16 protein-coding genes are annotated in these 17693 nt (G+C 65.8%); 12 read left to right on the top strand and 4 right to left on the bottom strand.

Annotated elements, in window-relative coordinates; genetic code table 11:
• Positions 1–14 precede the first annotated feature (14 nt).
• From HWX69_RS03165 to HWX69_RS03155, 3 genes are all read right to left on the bottom strand, one after another.
• Positions 15–752, bottom strand: coding sequence for an HpcH/HpaI aldolase family protein (locus HWX69_RS03165; protein WP_178915662.1), 738 nt, complete (start codon positions 750–752; stop codon positions 15–17).
• 163 nt (positions 753–915) lie between these two features.
• Complete coding sequence (locus tag HWX69_RS03160; protein ID WP_178915661.1) at positions 916–1617, bottom strand: SDR family NAD(P)-dependent oxidoreductase; 702 nt, start codon at positions 1615–1617, stop codon at positions 916–918.
• Positions 1618–1670: 53 nt separating this feature from the next.
• Complete coding sequence (locus HWX69_RS03155) at positions 1671–2555, bottom strand: MBL fold metallo-hydrolase (protein WP_178915660.1); 885 nt, start codon at positions 2553–2555, stop codon at positions 1671–1673.
• Between the two features lie 85 nt (positions 2556–2640).
• Here HWX69_RS03155 and HWX69_RS03150 point away from each other — a divergent pair, with 85 nt between their 5' ends.
• The 11 genes from HWX69_RS03150 (at position 2641) to HWX69_RS03100 (ending at position 14747) form a co-directional block, all read left to right on the top strand.
• Positions 2641–3831: an MFS transporter gene (locus HWX69_RS03150; RefSeq protein ID WP_178915659.1), complete on the top strand. Its 1191-nt coding sequence runs from the start codon at positions 2641–2643 to the stop codon at positions 3829–3831.
• 346 nt (positions 3832–4177) lie between these two features.
• Positions 4178–5287, top strand: a complete 1110-nt coding sequence (locus HWX69_RS03145) for a pyridoxal-phosphate-dependent aminotransferase family protein (RefSeq protein WP_178915658.1) — start codon at positions 4178–4180, stop codon at positions 5285–5287.
• A 67-nt stretch (positions 5288–5354) separates the two neighbouring features.
• Positions 5355–7430 carry an NAD-dependent DNA ligase LigA gene (gene ligA, locus HWX69_RS03140; protein WP_178915657.1) on the top strand — a complete coding sequence of 692 codons (2076 nt, stop codon included), beginning with the start codon at positions 5355–5357 and terminating at the stop codon, positions 7428–7430.
• 162 nt (positions 7431–7592) lie between these two features.
• Positions 7593–8195, top strand: a complete 603-nt coding sequence (gene pspAB, locus HWX69_RS03135; protein ID WP_156707980.1) for a PspA-associated protein PspAB — start codon at positions 7593–7595, stop codon at positions 8193–8195.
• 116 nt (positions 8196–8311) lie between these two features.
• The gene (gene radA / locus HWX69_RS03130) at positions 8312–9349 is read left to right on the top strand and encodes a DNA repair and recombination protein RadA (protein ID WP_178915656.1); all 1038 of its coding nucleotides are present in this window, start codon (positions 8312–8314) and stop codon (positions 9347–9349) included.
• 52 nt (positions 9350–9401) lie between these two features.
• Entirely contained in the window at positions 9402–9869 is a 468-nt protein-coding gene (locus HWX69_RS03125; RefSeq protein WP_178915655.1) for a cupin domain-containing protein, read from the top strand.
• Positions 9870–9908: 39 nt separating this feature from the next.
• Positions 9909–10274, top strand: coding sequence for a DCC1-like thiol-disulfide oxidoreductase family protein (locus HWX69_RS03120; RefSeq protein ID WP_178915654.1), 366 nt, complete (start codon positions 9909–9911; stop codon positions 10272–10274).
• A gap of 80 nt (positions 10275–10354) precedes the next feature.
• A complete protein-coding gene (locus HWX69_RS03115; RefSeq protein WP_178915653.1) occupies positions 10355–11206 on the top strand; it encodes a CBS domain-containing protein in 852 nt (283 codons plus the stop codon).
• Positions 11203–12939, top strand: coding sequence for a glycine--tRNA ligase (gene glyS, locus HWX69_RS03110; protein ID WP_178915652.1), 1737 nt, complete (start codon positions 11203–11205; stop codon positions 12937–12939). The genes HWX69_RS03115 and glyS overlap by 4 nt, the downstream gene beginning before the upstream one ends.
• A gap of 48 nt (positions 12940–12987) precedes the next feature.
• A complete protein-coding gene (locus HWX69_RS03105) occupies positions 12988–13536 on the top strand; it encodes a cation:proton antiporter regulatory subunit (protein ID WP_178915651.1) in 549 nt (182 codons plus the stop codon).
• Between the two features lie 2 nt (positions 13537–13538).
• A complete protein-coding gene (locus HWX69_RS03100; RefSeq protein ID WP_178915650.1) occupies positions 13539–14747 on the top strand; it encodes a cation:proton antiporter in 1209 nt (402 codons plus the stop codon).
• 60 nt (positions 14748–14807) lie between these two features.
• Here HWX69_RS03100 and eif1A read toward each other — a convergent pair whose 3' ends face one another.
• Entirely contained in the window at positions 14808–15092 is a 285-nt protein-coding gene (gene eif1A, locus HWX69_RS03095) for a translation initiation factor eIF-1A (RefSeq protein ID WP_178915649.1), read from the bottom strand.
• 141 nt (positions 15093–15233) lie between these two features.
• Here eif1A and HWX69_RS03090 point away from each other — a divergent pair, with 141 nt between their 5' ends.
• The gene (locus HWX69_RS03090; RefSeq protein ID WP_178915648.1) at positions 15234–17693 is read left to right on the top strand and encodes a DEAD/DEAH box helicase; all 2460 of its coding nucleotides are present in this window, start codon (positions 15234–15236) and stop codon (positions 17691–17693) included.

Raw genomic sequence — 17693 nt, 5'->3', positions numbered from 1 at the left:
CCGTCATGTACCCGCTACAGCACGTCTTCGGCGGCCTCGAGGGACCGTCTCTGCCCCTCGACGAGGTGCGTGAAGTCGGCGCCGGCGACCATGTAATCGAAGCCGAGCGACCCCAGAGCCTGAATCTGTTCTGGGGTCGTCCCGAGCGTTCCGACGGGGACGCCCGCCGCCTCGCCGGCGTCGATGACCGTCTCGATAGCGCCGAGGAACGCCGGGTCGGTCCACTCCGCGAAGACGCCCAGCGACGCCGAGAGGTCCGCCGGGCCGACGAACAGGGCGTCGACGCCGTCGACTGCGGCGATGTCGGCGACGTTCTCGACGGCCGTTTCGGTCTCTATCTGGACGATGACCGAGACGTCGCGGTGGTCCTCGCGGACGTAGGACTCGAAGTTCCGGCCGTAGTCGGCGGCACGGGCGGCGGCGACGCCGCGGTCACCCTCCGGCGGGTACCGCGTCGCGCCGACGGCGCCCCGTGCTTCGGCGGCGCTTTCGACCATCGGCACCAGCAGGCCATCGGGCCCCAAATCGAGCAGTCGCTTGATGCGGACGGGGTCGTTCCAGGGGGTGCGGACGACGCCGGCGGTTCCGGTGGCGTCGATACCGCGCAGACAGTCGGCGACGGCTTCCAGCCCCAGCGGCGCGTGTTCGGTGTCGACAACGACGAAATCGAACGCCTCGCCGGCGGCGATTTCCGCGACGGAGGGGTCGGTCAGCGACACCCACGTTCCGACCGTCCCGTGTAGGTCGTCCATACGCCGACACCGACGCCGAGCGACAAAACCCTCCCGACCGACGAGTTTTCACCCAAATCGCAACCCCCCTAGTTCGACTGGAACCGATAGGATACCGCACACAGCGACCCGGAACGGCCCGCCAGCGCGCCCCCGTGAGAATCGGCGACTACATTCACTCCGGTTACATCACGCCCGCTCGATAGCGGTCGGGGAGGAGACCCAGCACCTTCGAGACGAGCCACCAGCGGCGGGTGACGTAGGCGACGGACTTCTCCTTCGAGATGGCGCGGGCAATCTGGCCGGCGGCGGTTTCGGGCGAACACTCCCAGAAGCGCTCGGTTTCGGGTGACATCGGCGTGTCGACGAACCCGGGGCGAACGTCGGTGACGGCGATTTCGTCGCCGGCGCGATACCGGAGCCCTTCCAGATACCGGGAGACGTAGGCCTTCGAGGCGCTGTAGGCCGGAAGCGACGGACTGCCGATTTCGCCGGCCACCGAGGAGATACCGACCAGGTGGCCGCCGTCGGTCGCCTCGAAGTGTTCCATCGCGGCGGTAGCGATGGCGGTGAAGCCACGGACGTTCACGGCGACGGTGTCGTGTTCGGGCTCCCACTCGAGGTCGGGGTTGTGCCGGCCGATGCCCGAGGAGATGACGACCAAATCGACGCCGCCCAGCGAGTCGACGAGGTCGTCGAATCGCTCGCGGGCCTCGGGCTGTGTCACGTCGATTTCGGCGACGTGGGCGCCGCCGATGTCCTCGCCGACGGCCCGGAGGCGGTCGGTCCGACGGGCCGCGAGCCCGAGGTCGTACTCTCGGGAGAGTTCCTTCGCCAGCGCCCGTCCGATACCGGAGGACGCGCCGACGATGATGGCGTTCGGCATACACGCCGGGCGTTGCGGCGCGGTGGCTTAAATGCCGGTGGAGCGCGACGGGGTCACACGGTAAACCGGAGGCCGTCGTAGGCGAACTCGACGCCCTCGTAGCCGTCGGTCGATTCGAGGGCGCGGAAGTCGTCGTACGTGCGGCCGTAGAGGTGTTCGATTTCGGTCAAGACGGTTCGGTCGGCGTCGACCCGTTCGACCCGTGTCATGACCTCCTCGTGGGTGAGTTCCTCGCTCATGATGGCGTCGTCGACTTCGGTCAAAATCCGCGTTCCGTCGGGCGTCTCCGAAAAGTACCCACACTCGAAGACCGCGAGGTCGATGTCGTCGGGCAGTGCCGCCTCCTCGAGGTGTCTGGCGTCGTCGACGGCGAACACGGCTGTCGTCTCGCCACGTTCGAGTACGAAGGCGGTCGCATCGGGGTCGCCATCGCCCGACAGCGAATAGGGAATCGCCTCGACTCGGGCGTCGCCGACGGTCAGGGGGTCGTCGTCGAGGAAGTGGGTGTCGGCGAAGCCGATGTCTTCGACGAAGTGTCTGAGGCCGTCGTACAGCTCGCAGGTGCGCTCGTAGACGCGACGCGTCGTCACCAGCGTCGGTCGGTTGCTTCGGGCGGTCTCGATGAGGCCGTGGTCGGCGTCGTCGAATATCCGCTCCATCGAGCGCGACTGGACGACGCGGAGGCCGGCGGCGTGGTCCGGGTGCCAGTGGGTGAGAAAGATGTACTCGAGGTCGTCGACGGCCTCGCGTTCGAGGTTCTCGTAGACGAATTCTGGGGCGTCGACCATCGCCGACAGCTCCTCGATGTACAGCGAGTTGCCGTGTCGGGCGTGGGGAACGCCGACTTCGCGTGCGCGTTCGCACACCCGACACCCGCAGGTCGGCGTCGGAATCGGGGAGTTACCCCCGCTGCCGAGCACCGTGACCGAGAGCGTCATGGGCGGTTGTGGGGCCGGCCGGTCAAAAAGCCGCCTGCCGACGTGAGCCACGCGAGACAAATACTTCGAGAGTCAACGGGATGGCGTGAGCCGTAGCGAACGCGCCCGACTGGCCGGCGTGGTGTTCGTCGTCCTGTTCACCCAGCTCTTGGTGTATCCGGGGGTCGACGAACTCGTCGCGGCGCTGGGCGGCGACACCACCATCGACGCCAGCACCGCGTTTCTCGCCGTCCAGTTGGTCGCGTTCGTGCTGTTTTCGGCGGTCTGGGGAGTGCTGTCCGACCGTGCCGGCCGACGAATCCCGTTCATCGTCGCGGGTGCCCTCGGCGGTGCCGTCGCCTATCTCGCCCTGCTGGCCGTCGTCGTCACCGGAATCGGCGATTTCCGGACTGCGCTCGCGCTCCGGTTCCTCGAAGGGTCGTTCACCATCGGCGCGTTCTCGCTGTCGATAACGATGCTGATGGATTTGGACGGCGGCCACGGCCGGAACATGGGGGCTGCGGGCATCGCCATCGGCGCGGGAGCGGCGCTGGGCGCACCGATTGGCGGACAGTTGTACAATTTCGGGCCCCTCGGCCCCATCGTCGTCTCGGCGGCCCTGCTGTTGGTCGTCGCGGTCGTGATGGCGACGGTTCCGGACCGCGCGCCGACCGCCCGCGGCGGCCTCGACCGCGTCCTCGACGGCGTTCGGGCGACACCCGAGTTGCTCGTCCCCTACGCCTTCGGGTTCGCCGACCGCTTCACCGCCGGCTTCTTCGGATTGGTCGGGACGTTCTACTTCCGGCAGACGTTCGACCTCGACCCGGCGGCGACGGGACTCGTCCTCGCGTGTTTCTTCGCACCTTTTGCGCTCCTGCAGTACCCCCTCGGCGTGCTGTCGGACCGCGTTGGCCGCGTCGTCCCCATCGTCGCGGGGTCGGTCGGATACGGCGCCGCCATCGTCGGCGTCGGCCTCGCGCCGACCGTCGAACTCGCCGCCGCCGGAATGGTGCTGGTCGGCGTCCTCGGCGCGCTGGTCGCGCCCGCGACGATGGCGCTGGTCACCGACATGGCCGCCGCCGGCGAGCGCGGGGCGGCGATGGGCGGGTTCAACATCTTCGGCAGTCTCGGCTTCCTGGGCGGGATTCTCGGCGGCGGCACCATCGCCTCGGCGTACGGCTTCTTCGCGGCCTTCGCGGTCGCCGGCGCACTGGAGATGGGTATCGTCCTCCTCGCGTTGCCGGTGTTGCTACGGGTCGTGCCCGACCCGACGGCGACGTTCGGCAGTCCCGAGTGATACCCACTTTTTGCACGCTCCGGCGATTCGGCGCGGAACGCGCCGAACACGCCTCCGCGACAAAAACTTGGGGAAAATATGCGCGCGTACTCCTTTCGACGGCCTGACGGCCGCCTCCAGTCCGTACGCGCTACGGTGCCTCCCTCCGGTCGGCACCGGGAACCGCCTTCAAGGGCGCTTTCCAAGCGCCCCGTTCGGCGGATGCTCGACATTGCTTCGGTTGATACACGCAATCTCCGAAGGTTCGGGTTTCGACGCCCGACCGCTGGCGCAGCGGCGGTCGCCCCGACGGTATCAAAAATACCATGCCGTCCCGCGTAGAGGGTACTGGTATCTAGGTGTTCCTATGACCGAAAAAAGCGAATACACGGGGGATTATCCCGACAAGACGCTGTATCTTCCCGGCCCGACCGAAGTGCGCGAGGACGTCATCGAGGCGATGTGTGAACCGATGTTCGGCCACCGCATGGACCGGATGACGGACCTCTATACGACCATCGTCGAGGACACCAAGGAGTTCCTCGACACCGAACAGGACGTGGTAATCCTGACGGCCTCCGGAACGGAGTTCTGGGAGGCGACGACGCTCAACCTCGTCGACGACCGGATGCTCGTTCCGACGAGCGGGGCGTTCAGCGAACGGCAGGCCAACGTCGCCGAGCGACTCGGCAAGGAGGTCGACCGCATCGAGTACGAGTGGGGGCAGGCGGTCAAACCCGACGACGTCCGCGCCGCACTCGAAGAGAGCGAAGAGGGATACGACGCCGTCGGCGTCGTGATGAACGAGACGTCGACCGGCGTCCGCAACCCGGTCGAGGAAATCGGCGACCTGCTCGGCGACTATCCGGACACCTACTTCGTCGTCGACGCCATCTCCTGTCTCGGCGGCGACTTCATCGACATCGAGGGCCACAACATCGACGCCATCTTCACGTCGACCCAGAAGGCCTTCGCCATGCCGCCCGGACTCGCGGTCTGTACCGTCAGCGAGGACGCCTACGAGCGTGAGGTCGGCAAGGAGTCGGCCTCGTGGTACGGCGGCTTCCAGCGCACGCTGGATTACTACGACCGGAAGGGTCAGACCCACTCGACGCCGGCGATTCCGCTCATGCTCGCCTACCGCAAGCAGATGAAACACATGCTCGAGGAGGGCCACGACGCCCGCGACCAGCGACACCGCGAGATGGCCGAGTACACCCGCGAGTGGGCCGAAGAGCACTTCGGGCTGTTCGCCGAGGAGGGCTACGAGTCCCAGACCGTGACCTGCGTCGAGAACACCCGCGGCATCGACGTGGCCGAAACCGTCGAGGCCGTCTCCGAGGAGTACGACATGGCCTTTTCCAGCGGCTACGGGTCGATTGGCGAGGAGTCGTTCCGCATTGGCCACATGGGCGAACACACCGTCGAGAGCATCAAGGAACTGACCGACGCCATCGAGGACGTGGCCGAGTTGTAACAACAACTGCCAGCGCCGGACAGTGTGACACCGCGATTTTTGACGGCGGGTTTCCAACCCCTCGGTAATGGACGAGCCGCAGGACAACCCCTACGTTCGGGACCCACCGCTCGATTTCGAGTCGGTCGACGAACTCGAGGAGAGCGACGCCTACGAGCAGGCCGAACTGCTTCGGGAGGCGATTCGGTATCACGACCGGCGGTACTACCAGCGGGCCGATCCGGTCATCTCCGACCGCGCCTACGACCGGCTCTTCGAACGTCTTCAAGCCCTCGAAGACGCCTTCGACCTCCCGATGGAGACGAGTCCGACACAGCGAGTCGGCGGCGAACCGCTGGACGAACTCGAAACCGTCGACCACGTCGTCCCGATGCTGTCTATCGCCTCCTCCGTCGAGGAGGCCGACCTTCGGGAGTTCGACGAACGGGTCCACGACCGGCTGGCCGAGGCCGACTGGGAGGGGTCAATCGAGTACCTCTGTGAGCCGAAGTTCGACGGCCTCTCGGTCGAGTTGATTTACGAGTCTGGTGAGTTGACGCGAGCGGCGACCCGCGGCGACGGCGAGCGCGGCGACGACGTGACCGAGAACGTCCGCACCATCCGGTCGGTGCCGCTGGAACTCGACGGCGACTACCCCGATTTTCTGGCCGTCCGCGGCGAGGTGTTCATGCCGAAGGCGGCGTTTCAGGCGTACAACCGCGAGCGCATCGAGCGCGGCGAGGACCCCTTCGCAAACCCCCGAAACGCCGCTGCTGGAACCCTTCGGCAGTTGGACCCGTCGGTGACCGCCGAGCGGCCGCTGGATTGCTTCGTCTTCGACGTGCTCGACGACGGCGGCTACGGCTTCGAGACCCGCCTCGAGGAGCACGAAACCGTCGATTCGTGGGGTTTTCACGTCGACGACCACACCCGACTGGTCGAGGACATCGACGGGGCGGTCGCGTTCCGTGCGGAGATGCTCGAAGCCCGCGACAACCTCGACTACGAAATCGACGGGACGGTCATCAAACTCGACGACAAGGCGGCCTGTGAGGTGTTGGGTGCGACCTCGCGTGCCCCGCGATGGGCCTACGCCTACAAGTTCCCCGCACGCACCGAGGAGACGACCGTCCGCGACATCGTCGTACAGGTCGGCCGTACCGGCCGTCTCACGCCGGTTGCCCTGTTGGACCCCGTCGAGGTTGGTGGCGTCGAGGTCTCGCGGGCGACCCTGCACAACCCAGAGCAAATCGAAGAACTCGGCGTGGGATTGGGCGACCGAGTACGACTCAAACGCGCTGGCGACGTGATCCCCTACATCGAGGAAGTCGTCGAGAACGAACGGGAGAGCCACTTCGAGTTCCCCGAGCGGTGTCCGGTCTGTGACAGCGCCGTCGAACGGGACGGGCCGATGGCGTTCTGTACCGGTGGCGTCGCCTGTCCCGCCCAACTGCGCCGAGCGGTCGAACACTACGCCTCGCGCGTCGGCCTCGACATCGAGGGGTTGGGCGAGAAGGCGGTGAACCAGTTGGTCGACGAGGGGTTGCTCGAACGGTTGCCGGACCTCTACGAGCTGACCGTCGAGGAGTTAGCCGAACTCGAAGGGTGGGGAGAGACGAGCGCCGAGAACCTCATCGAGGAGCTGGCGGCCAGCACGGAGCCGCCGCTGGCGGACTTCCTGTCGGCACTGGGCGTTCCCGAGGTCGGCCCGACGACGGCGGGCGATATCGCCCGCGAGTTCGGGACGCTCGACGCCGTGATGGACGCCTCCGCCGAGGAGTTACGTGCGGTCGAGGGCATCGGCGAGACGGTCGCCAGCGAAATCGAGGAGTTCTTCGACAGCGAGCGGAACCGCGAGGTCATTGCGGACCTCCGGGCTCACGGCGTCGAACCGCAGGAGGCCGAGACCGCGGGCGACGCCCTCGAAGGGTTGACGTTCGTCTTCACCGGCTCGCTGGAGGGAATGACCCGCGAGGAGGCCCAAGAGTTGGTCGAGGTCAACGGCGGGTCGGCGACCTCGAGCGTCTCGGGGAACACCGACTACCTCGTCGTCGGCGAGAACCCGGGTCAGAGCAAGCGCGAGGATGCCGAGGCCAACGACGTGCCGACAATTGACCAATCGGCGTTCGAGTCACTGTTGGCCGACCGCGGCGTCGACGTGTAGCGAACAGGCGGGACGCTCCCGGTCGACGGCCCGTGTCCCGCACTCCGGCCCCGGCGGACCGCCGTCGGTCGTCAGGTCACACGGCTGGTGGCCGCGTTCCGGTATATGAACCCTCGGCCGGACGCGCCGGCTATAAGCCGCCGGGGAACCGAGGATTCGCCAATGGGAGTGTTCGACACCATCCGGCAGGTGCTGGGGTTGAGCGCGGAGGCCGACGCGGCCCGTGAGGCCGACCCCGAGGACCTGTTCGGGATGTCGACGGCGTATCTGACGATGGAGGCCGACCTCGACTTCGCGCCGACCGGCGACGCGGCGCTGTGTTTCTCGAACGTCGACAGCACGGCGTTCCAGCGTGCACGCGAGGAAGTCGAGGCCATCCTCGCGGCCGGCGAAGCCGAGACGGGGACGACAGCCGAGTTCGTCGAGGACGCCCACGGCTACCACTGGGTCGTCCTCCACGACACCGGGTTCGAGGACCTCGTGACGAGCATCCACTTCGCTGCGGACACGCTCGTCGAGGAGGGGTTCGGCTCGCGACTGCTGGCGGCGCTTTTCGCCTTCGAACGCGACGGACAGACCGCCTACTGGGTGTACTCCTTCCGCCGGGGGTCGTACTACCCGTTCGTTCCGACGGGCGGTCGCGAGCGCGACAACAAGGTCGAGTTCAAACTGGAGAGCGTCCTCGACGGCGAGTTGTCGGTTGAGGACGACACGACCTACTGGTATCCGATGTGGCCCGAGGGAGACACACACCCGTGGGGCTGAGGCTCGGTTTCTAAACCTTCGGTCGGTCACGATTTTCGCCCCGCTCCTTGCCCGCATTTTCACTTTCACTTGGCTGTTAACGAGGCTTTATGTACCGGGCGGACACAGGGACGGATATGGCAGCATCAGGCGAAGACCTCGAGGACCTCCCGGGCGTCGGGCCCGCGACCGCAGAGAAGCTTCAGGAGAACGGTTTCGAATCGTATCAGAGCGTCGCCGTCGCGAGTCCCGGCGAACTCTCGAACACCGCCGACGTGGGCGAATCGAACGCCAACGACATCATCCAGGCCGCACGCGAGGCCGCCGACATTGGTGGCTTCGAGACCGGCACGGACGTACTCGAACGCCGGGAGAAAATCGGAAAACTCGAGTGGCTCATTCCCGAAGTCGACGAGATGCTCGGTGGCGGCGTCGAGACCCAATCTATCACCGAAGTGTACGGCGAGTTCGGCGCCGGGAAATCGCAGGTGACCCATCAGCTCGCGGTGAACGTCCAACTCCCCAAAGAGCAGGGCGGACTCCACGGCCGCTGTATCTTCGTCGACAGCGAGGACACGTTCCGACCGGAGCGCATCGACGAGATGGTCCGCGGCCTGCCGGACGACGTCCTCGAAGCGGCGCTGGAAGACCGCGAAATCGAGGGCAGTATCGATGACGAGGAGACGATGGAGGAACTCGTCCAGTCGTTCCTCGACAAGATTCACGTCGCGAAGGCGTTCAACTCCAACCACCAGATTCTGCTCGCCGAGAAGGCGAAGGAAATCGCAAGCGAATACGAGGAAGACGAGTATCCGGTCCGCCTGCTGTGTGTCGACTCGCTGACGGCCCACTTCCGTGCGGAGTACGTCGGCCGCGGCGAGTTGGCCGACCGCCAGCAGAAACTCAACAAGCACCTCCACGACATCGACCGCGTCGGCAACCTCTACAACTCCGCGGTCGTCGTCACGAACCAGGTCCAGTCGAATCCCGACGCCTTCTTCGGCGACCCGACGAAGCCCATCGGTGGCAACATCCTCGGCCACAAGTCGACGTTCCGGATGTACCTCCGGAAGTCGAAGGGGAACAAACGCATCGTCAAACTGGTCGACGCGCCGAACCTCCCCGACGGCGAATCGGTCATGCGCGTGCAGGGCGAAGGGCTGAAGCCGGAGTGACGTAGCCCAACTGCCCGGTTCCTTTTTGCTAATCGCCCTCCCAGAGCGGCGTATGGAGAAAGCCACCATAGACGACCTCGACAACTGGATGGGACCGTCGGCGGTCAAGCGGCCGCTCGGGAAGGCTCTCGGAACCGAGCACATGAGCATGCGCTTTTACGAACTCGACCCCGGCGAGAGCACCGCCTTCGGCTATCACGCCCACGAGAACCAAGAGGAGGTGTTCTACGTCGTCGACGGGACCCTGACGTTCGAGACCGAGGATGGCGACGTGGCGGTCGAAGAGGGTGAAGCGATTCGGTTCGCCGCCGGCGAGTTCCAGCGGAGCAGGAACGACACCGACGGCCGCGTCCGAACTCTCGGCATTGGCGCGCCGGCCGACGCCGGCGAGTTGACTCTGCTCCGAGAGTGTCCGGAGTGCGGCGAGCGGACCGACCAAGAAATCGACTCGGTCGACGACGGCGCCGCCCTGGTGACGCTGTGTGTCGACTGTGGCGCCGAGACTGGACGGTTTACCTGAGACGGGGAACCTAAACCGCCGGCGTTCCTCCGGTTGGACATGAGCGACACGTTCGTCTACGACGACGACTGCGGCTTCTGTACGTGGTGGGCCGACTACTTCGCCGACAAGACGACGCTCGACATCGTCGGGTTCGCGGAACTCACCGACGCACAACTGGAACGACTCCCCGACGACTACGAGGACTGCTCGCATCTGGTCACCGACGATGCGGTGTACTCCTGTGGCGCCGCCATCGAGCAGGCGCTGGCACGGGCCGACGTTCCCCCCGGCTCCCGGGACATCTTCGATTTCCTCCGGCAGTTCGAGGACTACGAGCAGTTCCGCGAGCGCGCCTACCACGAGGTCGCCGACCGACGGGGGCTGTGGGGGCAGTTCCTCTCGAAGGAGCGAATCGAGGAGTAGAGAAGACACCTCCGCGAGCGGCCGACGGACACGAATCGGTGTCGGTGGACTTAGTACGAAGGCGCGGATACTCAGTGGGTATGAACGTTGCTGACGCGATGACGCCCCGGTCGGAGGTCGTGACCGTCGAAATCCCCGGTACCCGAGAGGACGTTCTGGAGTACCTCCAGGATCGCGGATTTTCGTCGGTTCCGATTATCAAATCGACCGACGACGGCGAGGTGTTTCGGGGACTCGTCACGCGGGAGTCGCTCATCGAACAGCCCGACGAAGACCAGTTGGCGCTTCTGGTTCGGGAAGTGCCCACCATCGGGTCGTCGGCGACGCTGACCGAGGTGGCCGAGTTGGTCGTCGACTCCGGCGAGCGCCGCGTCCCCGTCGTCGACGACGGCGAGTTGGTCGGTATCGTCACCGTCACCGACATCGTCCGGGCCATCGCCGAGGGCGAGGAGGACGGCGACACGTCGGTCGGCGGCCTCGCCACCCGCGAAGTGAACACCGTCTACGAGGGAACGCCGCTGACGGTCGCCGAGCGGGAACTCTCCTACGCCGACGTGCCCTACGCCGTCGTGTTGGACGATTCGGGTGCACTCAGCGGGATGCTCACCGAGGTCGACATCATCGAGGTCGCACGCGTCGTCCAGGGGGAGACCGACCCCGGTGACGCCGTCGCCAATCAGGACGACGAGTGGATGTGGGAGGGAATCAAGGCCGTCGGGAGCCGCGCGGTGCCGACGCTGAACGTCGAGATTCCCTCCGACCCCGTCTCGGAGTACATGACCGCCAACCTCGTCACCGTCTCCCGGACGAAGACGGCACGGAAGGCCGCTCAGCTGATGATTTCCAACGACATCGAGCAGATACCGCTCGTCTCCGGCGACGAACTGGTGGGCGTCGTGAGAGACGTCGACCTCCTGGAGGCGCTTGTATGACCGAGTTGGACGACCTCGCGGAACTGGCAAAGCGCCGTGGCTTCTTCTTCCCGTCGAACGAGGCCTACGGCGGTACGGCCGGTTTCTACACCTACGGTCCGGAGGGCGCGGCGCTGAAGCGCAACCTCGAGGACACCTGGCGCGACATCTTCGTCCGCGAGGAGGGTCACATGGAACTGGAGGCGCCGACCGTGATGCCCGAGGCCGTCTTCGAGGCCTCTGGCCACCTCGACGGCTTCGACGACATGATAATCGAGTGTGTGGAGTGCGGCGCGACCCACCGCGCCGACCACCTCGTCGAGGACGCCGTCGAAGACATCGAGGACGCCGAGGCGTACGAACCCGAGGAGGTGGCCGAACTCATCGCCGACCACGGCATCGAGTGTCCCTCCTGTGGCGCGTCGCTGGCCGACACGGACGTCGAGGAGTTCAACCTCATGTTCGGCACGAACATCGGCCCCGGGTCGTCCTCGCCTGGGTACCTCCGGCCCGAGACGGCACAGGGCATCTTCGTCGAGTTCCCTCGACTGAAGGAGTACGCCCGCAATCAGTTACCGTTCGGCGTCGCCCAAATCGGTCGCGCCTACCGCAACGAGATTTCACCGCGGCGGGCGCTCGTCCGCGTTCGGGAGTTCACCCAAGCCGAGTTGGAGCACTTCATCGACCCCGAAACGGACGAACCGCCGCTTGAGCGCGTCGCGGACGTCGAGGTACCGCTGTACTCCGCCGAAGCACAGAACGCCGACGACGGCGGCGTCGAAACCTACACCGTCGGCGAGGCCGTCGAGGAGGGCGTCATCGGCAGCGAGTGGGTCGCCTACTACCTCGGTCGGGCGATGGACTTCTACGAGCGAATCGGCATCGATATGGAGCGGCTCCGGTACCGCCAGCACCTCGCGGGCGAGCGGGCACACTACGCCGCCGACTGTTGGGACGCCGAAACCGAACTCGGCGGCAACTGGATCGAGGTGACCGGCTTCGCCTACCGCTCGGATTACGACCTCTCGAAACACGGCGAGTACTCCGGCGAGGACTTCACGCTGTTCCGCCAGTACGACGAACCGAAGACCGTCGAGCGGGCGACGGTCGACCCCGATATGAGCTATCTCGGCCCCGAATTTGGCGGTTCGGCCGGCGACGTGGCCGACGCCCTGGAGTCGCTTGCGGGCCGGGACCGCTCGGCGTTCGACGGCGAGGAAGTCACCGTCGAGGTCGACGGCGAGTCCTACACCGTCCCCGTCGAGAAGACCGGCTTTTCGGTCGAGGAACAGACCGAGGCCGGCGAGCACATCACGCCGCACGTCGTCGAACCCTCCTTCGGCGTCGGCCGCCTCGTCTACAGCGTCCTCATCCATCGTCACGGCACCGACGAGGTCGACGGCGAACAGCGGGCGTTCCTCGATTTGCCCGCCGACATCGCGCCGACGACGGTCGCCGTCTTCCCGTTGATGACGAAAGACGGCCTCGACGACCGCGCCGAGGAGTTGGCCCACGAACTCCGCGAAAGTGGCTTCGAGGTCGCCTACGACGACACCGGCAACATCGGCCGTCGGTACCGCCGACAGGACGAGGTCGGCACCCCCTACTGCGTGACCGTCGACTACGAGACGCTCGAAGACGAGACGGTGACGGTCCGGGAGCGCGATTCGACCGACCAGACTCGCGTCGCCGTCGACGAGTTGCCCGGCGCGCTGCGGCGACTGGTCGGTGGCGCGACGCTGTCGGAACTGTAGGGCTGGTCCGACCTACACCTTTTATTGACCACGGACCGACGACCGGGTATGACCGTCTACGAGTCGGACTTGCCGGGCGTCGGCAAGAAGTTCGAAATCGAAATCGACGACGACGAACAACTCGTTGTCGTCACGCACAACACCGGCAAGCGGGAGGTGTTCCGGCGGCGCGGCGAGGAGGACTCCGAGAAACTGTTCGAACTCTCGGACCGACTGGCTCGACAGGTGGGGACGATTCTGGAGGGGGCGTACTTCCAGCCCGTCGCCACCGAGACGACCGAGACGATGCTCGACGACGACACGCTGTTCGAGTGGGTGAACGTCGTCGAGGGGTCGGAGTTGGTCGACAAGACGCTAGCGGAAGTCGACTTCCGGGAGACGACCGGCACGTCCGTCGTCGCCATCCAGCGCGACGACGAGACCGAATCCAACCCTAATGCGGACTCCACCATCCGGGCAGGCGATACGCTGGTCATCATCGGGGGCCGCGACGCCTGTGACCGCGTCGAGCGGTTGGCCGCCGGGACGGACGCACCCGGTGAGGAAGCCGCGGCGGCGGCCGACGACCCCACCGAAGACGCCGACACGGACGCCTGACGATGGCGGCGCTGTTGTTCGAGGCGGGTGTGATGTTCAGCGTTCTCGCCGTTGCCGGGGCGGTCGCACACCGAATCGACCTGTCGGTCATTCCCTTCTATGTCATCTCCGGGGTGCTCGTCAGTCCGTACGTCTTCGGGGCGCTCGGCCTGCCCGCCCTGCAGGACCAGGAGTTCATTACGCTGTTGGCGGAGTTCGGTATCGTCTTCCTGTTGTTCTTTCTCGGCCTGGAGTTCAGCCTCGACCGACTGCTCGAATCGAAGGAGAACATCGGGAAAGCCGGAGCGCTCGACCTCGCGGTCAACCTCCCTATCGGCGTCGCCATCGGACTCGCCTTGGGGTGGTCGGTTCTGGAGGCGTTCGTCCTCGGCGGCATCGTCTACATCTCCTCGTCGGCGGTCATCACGAAGTCGCTCATCGATTTAGGGTGGATTGCCAACGACGAAGCCCAACCGATGCTCGGGACGCTCGTCTTCGAGGACCTGTTCATCGCCTTCTATCTCGCCGTGCTGTCGGCGGTGATACTCGGCGGCGGGACGTTCATCGAGGTGCTCCAGCAGGTCGCAATCGCGATGGGCTTTCTGACCGTCCTCGTGGCCGCGGTCTACTTCGGGTCGGCGTACTTCGAGGCGTTCCTCGATGTCGACTCCCAAGAGATGTTCGTCATCCGCGCTGTCGCCATCACGGTCCTCGTCGCCGGGGGTGCGTTGGCGCTCGGCGTCAGCGAAGCCGTCGCCGCCTTCTTCATCGGCATGGGTTTTTCGGGAACCGACCACCTTCACGACCTCGAACGACGACTCATCCCCCTTCGCGACGTGTTCGCGGCCGTCTTCTTCTTCTGGATTGGGCTCAACACGGACCCGACAGTCTTCGGGAGCGTGGCGATTGCCGGGCTCCTCGTCGTGTTAGTCGTCGCGACGACGCCGACGAAACTCCTGACGGGCTTTCTCAGCGGTCGCATCTACGGCCTCGACGACCGCCGTAGCGTCCGTGTCGGCTGTGGAATGGTCACTCGCGGGGAGTTCTCGCTCATCATCGCGGCGCTCGCGGCCGGCTCCGGCGGCTCGGTCGTGCTGACCGAGACGATTCCCTCCGTGGCCGTTGGCTACGTCCTCGTGATGAGCATCCTCGGAACGCTGTTCATGCAGTACGCCGGGCTGTTCGAGCGGTTGGTTACGACCGGCGAACGGGCGGCTTCGAGTGCGGACTGAGCGTTCGGGAGTGGGCTGGAATCAACTGTCGGCCCGCGGAGGCGCGCCGAACTGAATAAATTACTCGATGTGGCCTTCGCGACGCAGTTGGGCGGCGTCTTGGCCGTCGTATCGCCACTCGACGTCCGCCTTCTCGTCTTGGAACGACCACGGCTCGATGAGAACCACGTCGTCCTTGTTGACCCACGTCCGGAAGCGCATGCGGCCGGGGATTCGGCCCATTCGCTCCTTGCCGTCGTTACACCGGAGGCGCACGCGGCGGCCACCCAGCATCTCGGTTACGACGGCGAACATCTCGTCTTCCCCCGGCATCCGGAGGTTCTTGCGTTGTGTCTCTTCTGTCACAATACAAATAGACTCTCTGAACGTTTAAAACGTCGGATTTTTCGTGGTACGGCGTCGCAACGCACGGTCACGGACGGCTGTCGTTTACTTTCACCGTGCTGGCCGAACCCTTATCCGCCGAAACGACGAACTGCCGGGTAGATGGCGACAGCGACGGACGGCCCGGAGTACATCGAGGGGCCGATGCTGGAAGACGGCCTCCTCGAGAAGCGCCGCTACCAGCTCCGGCTGGCCGACACCGCGACCCGCGACCACACTCTGGTCTGTCTGCCGACCGGACTCGGCAAGACGGCCGTGAGCCTGCTCGTCACCGCCGAGCGGCTGGCCGAGCACGGCGGCAAGTCGCTGCTGCTCGCGCCGACGAAACCACTCGTCCAACAGCACGCCGACTTCTACCGGGAGGCGCTGGCCGTCGACGACGAGGACGTGGTCGTCTTCACCGGCGACGTCCGGCCCGACGACCGCGCCGAGTTGTGGGACTCCGCGAAGGTCGTCTGTGCGACCCCGCAGGTCGTCGAGAACGACCTCGTCGGCAACCGCGTCTCGCTGGCCGACGTGACACACATCACATTCGACGAGTGTCACCGCGCCACCGGCGGCTACGCCTACAACTACATCGCCGAACGCTACCACGAGGACGCCGAGAATCCGCTCGTCACGGGGATGAGCGCCTCGCCGGGCGGCGACAAGGAGGAGATTCTCACCGTCTGTGACAACCTCGGCCTGCGGGAGGTGGCGGTGATGACCGAAGACGACGCCGACGTGGCCGAACACACCCACGACACCAGCGTCGAGTGGGAGCGCGTCGAACTTCCCGAGACGGTCATCGAGATTCGGGACGCCCTCAACGAGGTGATATCGGAGCGACTGGAGAAACTCAAGCAACTCGGTGTCACCAACTCGACGGACCCGAGTATGTCCCAGACGCAGTTGAACGCCATCCGGGCGAAACTGCAGGACCTCATCCACAACGACGACGGTGACGGCTACAAAGGGATGTCCGCCCACGCCGAGATAATGAAACTCCGGCGGGCCGTCGAGTTGGTCGAAACCCAGAGCGTCGAGTCCCTACGTCGGTACTTCGAACGCCAGCGGGACGCCGCCCGTTCCTCGGGTGCATCGAAAGCCAGCCAGCGTTTCGTGAGCGAGCCGAAGGTGAAAAACGCGATGCGGAATGCCGAGGCCTTCGAGGACCTCCACCCGAAGTTCCGCCGGACGCGCATCCTCCTGGCCCAGACGCTGGGTATCGAGGACGGCGAACGCGTCATCGTGTTCACCGAGTCCAGGGACACCGCCGAGACGCTGACGGAGTTCCTCGGCGAGCACTTCACCACCGAGCGGTTCGTCGGGCAGGGCGACAAGGAGGGCTCCGACGGGATGACCCAGAAAGAACAGAAGGAGACCCTCGACGCCTTCCGGAACGGCGAGTTCGAGGTGCTCGTCTCCACCAGCGTCGCCGAGGAGGGGCTGGACGTTCCCGACGTGGACCTCGTGTTGTTCTACGAACCCGTCCCAAAGGGTATCCGCTCCATCCAGCGGAAGGGCCGAACCGGCCGCGCCAGCGATGGCCGCGTGGTCGTCCTCCTCGCCGAGGACACCCGCGACGAGGCGTTCTTCTGGATTTCCCGCAACGAGGAGAAGAAGATGGAGGAGGAACTCCGGAAACTGAAGAACATGGAGGGCGAAATCGAGGCCGAAATCGCCAAACAGACCGGATTGGCGGAGTTCGAGGACGCGGCGGGTGACGACGAGGACGACGAGGACGAGAACGGCGACGACGAGACGGAAGCCGACGCCGAAACCGCCGACAAAACCGACGGCGACGGACAGGCCGGCCTCACCGATTTCGCCGGCGAGGTGGCCGACAGCGAGGCCGACGGCGAGACGGACGACACCGAACCGGAGAGAACCGTCGCAGCGGCCGAACCCGACGGCGAGACGGTCGAAATCGTCGCCGACCAGCGCGAACTCGATTCCCACATCGCTCGGGACCTCTCGACGCGGGATGGCATCGAAACGCGACTGGAGACGCTCGAAGTCGGCGACTACGTCCTCTCCGATAGGGTCGTCGTCGAGCGCAAATCCGTCGAGGACTTCCTCGATACGCTCGTCGGCGGCGACCGCTCGATGTTCGAGCAGGTCGGCGCGGCCGCCCGCTACTACGCCCGGCCGGTCGTCATCATCGAGGGCAAACGGCTCTACGAGGCCCGCAACGTCCACCCGAACGCGATTCGGGGGGCGCTCGCGTCGCTCGCGGTCGACTTCGGCGCGAGCGTGATGCAAACCGCCGACGAGGAGGAGACCGCCGACTTACTGGAGGTCATCGCCACGCGCGAACAGGAGACCGACGACCGGACCGTCTCGGTCCACGGCGAGAAGGGCGGCAAGACGCTGACCGAACAGCAGGAGTACGTCGTCGGCTCTATCGCGGAGGTCGGACCCATCACCGCGCGGGCGCTGTTGGAACACTTCGGCAGCGTTGAGGGTGTGATGACTGCCGAGGAAGACGACTTGCTCGACGTGGAGGGCGTCGGCGCGGTGACCGCCGAGCGGATTCGGGAAGTGACCGGCACGGCGTACGCCGACCGCCGCGAGGAATGA

It is taken from the genome of Natronomonas gomsonensis, assembly GCF_013391635.1.
GTDB lineage: Archaea > Halobacteriota > Halobacteria > Halobacteriales > Haloarculaceae > Natronomonas > Natronomonas gomsonensis_A.
This window is presented reverse-complemented; position numbering and strand designations above follow the sequence as displayed.

What these genes read in the sequence shown, in the direction of transcription:
- HWX69_RS03165 (WP_178915662.1), bottom strand. Translation starts at nt 752, where the DNA reads ATGGACGACCTACACGGGACGGTCGGAACGTGGGTGTCGCTGACCGAC.
- HWX69_RS03160 (WP_178915661.1), bottom strand. Translation starts at nt 1,617, where the DNA reads ATGCCGAACGCCATCATCGTCGGCGCGTCCTCCGGTATCGGACGGGCG.
- HWX69_RS03155 (WP_178915660.1), bottom strand. Translation starts at nt 2,555, where the DNA reads ATGACGCTCTCGGTCACGGTGCTCGGCAGCGGGGGTAACTCCCCGATT.
- HWX69_RS03145 (WP_178915658.1), top strand. Translation starts at nt 4,178, where the DNA reads ATGACCGAAAAAAGCGAATACACGGGGGATTATCCCGACAAGACGCTG.
- ligA (WP_178915657.1), top strand. Translation starts at nt 5,355, where the DNA reads ATGGACGAGCCGCAGGACAACCCCTACGTTCGGGACCCACCGCTCGAT.
- pspAB (WP_156707980.1), top strand. Translation starts at nt 7,593, where the DNA reads ATGGGAGTGTTCGACACCATCCGGCAGGTGCTGGGGTTGAGCGCGGAG.
- radA (WP_178915656.1), top strand. Translation starts at nt 8,312, where the DNA reads ATGGCAGCATCAGGCGAAGACCTCGAGGACCTCCCGGGCGTCGGGCCC.
- HWX69_RS03125 (WP_178915655.1), top strand. Translation starts at nt 9,402, where the DNA reads ATGGAGAAAGCCACCATAGACGACCTCGACAACTGGATGGGACCGTCG.
- HWX69_RS03120 (WP_178915654.1), top strand. Translation starts at nt 9,909, where the DNA reads ATGAGCGACACGTTCGTCTACGACGACGACTGCGGCTTCTGTACGTGG.
- HWX69_RS03115 (WP_178915653.1), top strand. Translation starts at nt 10,355, where the DNA reads ATGAACGTTGCTGACGCGATGACGCCCCGGTCGGAGGTCGTGACCGTC.
- glyS (WP_178915652.1), top strand. Translation starts at nt 11,203, where the DNA reads ATGACCGAGTTGGACGACCTCGCGGAACTGGCAAAGCGCCGTGGCTTC.
- HWX69_RS03105 (WP_178915651.1), top strand. Translation starts at nt 12,988, where the DNA reads ATGACCGTCTACGAGTCGGACTTGCCGGGCGTCGGCAAGAAGTTCGAA.
- HWX69_RS03100 (WP_178915650.1), top strand. Translation starts at nt 13,539, where the DNA reads ATGGCGGCGCTGTTGTTCGAGGCGGGTGTGATGTTCAGCGTTCTCGCC.
- HWX69_RS03090 (WP_178915648.1), top strand. Translation starts at nt 15,234, where the DNA reads ATGGCGACAGCGACGGACGGCCCGGAGTACATCGAGGGGCCGATGCTG.